Source organism: Streptomyces sp. DH12 (genome assembly GCF_020873895.1).
Taxonomy (GTDB): Bacteria; Actinomycetota; Actinomycetes; order Streptomycetales; family Streptomycetaceae; genus Streptomyces.
Genome location: NZ_JAHWGT010000465.1, coordinates 1 through 604, shown reverse-complemented (window position 1 = coordinate 604; position 604 = coordinate 1). Strand labels below are relative to the sequence as shown.

The window sequence follows — 604 nt, the reverse complement described above, 5'->3', positions numbered from 1 at the left end:
AGGTCACGCTGACCGACGCCGCCAACGGCACGGTGCTCGCGGACGCGGTGAAGCTGGTCCGCTCGAACTCTGGTGAGACGGACGACGAGAAGAAGGACTTCACCTACAGCTACAACGCGAACGGCAACATGACCGAGGTCCGTGACCTCTCGCCGGGCGCGAAGATCGACACGTACAAGATCTCGTACGACGGCCTCAACCACATCACCAAGGTGGAGGAGTCCGCGGGCGGCACGGTGAAGAACACCACCTCGCTGACCTACGACGAGAACGGCAACCCCGTCACGTCCACGCACGATCTGACCTGGACGAAGATCGAGTACGACGAGCGCGACATGGTCAAGAGGGTGACCAACGCCGACTCGCCCACCGCGGGCGATCAGCAGATCACCACGATGACCTACACCGGGCGCGGCCAGCTCCTGAAGCAGACCAAGCCCAACGGCAACACGCTCGACATGCGCTACTACCCCGACGGGTCGGTGGAGCAGTCGCTCGAGAAGACCTCGGGCGGCACCGTGGTGTCGCAGCACGACCTGGAGTACTCGCCCAACGGGCACCGCTCCAAGGACGTTCTGAAGCTGATGAACGCCGATGACAACTC

At 63.4% G+C, this 604-nt stretch carries 1 protein-coding gene; it reads left to right on the top strand.

The genetic code is table 11. The features are described from left to right. Positions 1-604 (top strand): hypothetical protein (locus tag LPA54_RS35200; protein WP_228984665.1); only part of this gene is annotated, 604 nt, incomplete at both ends.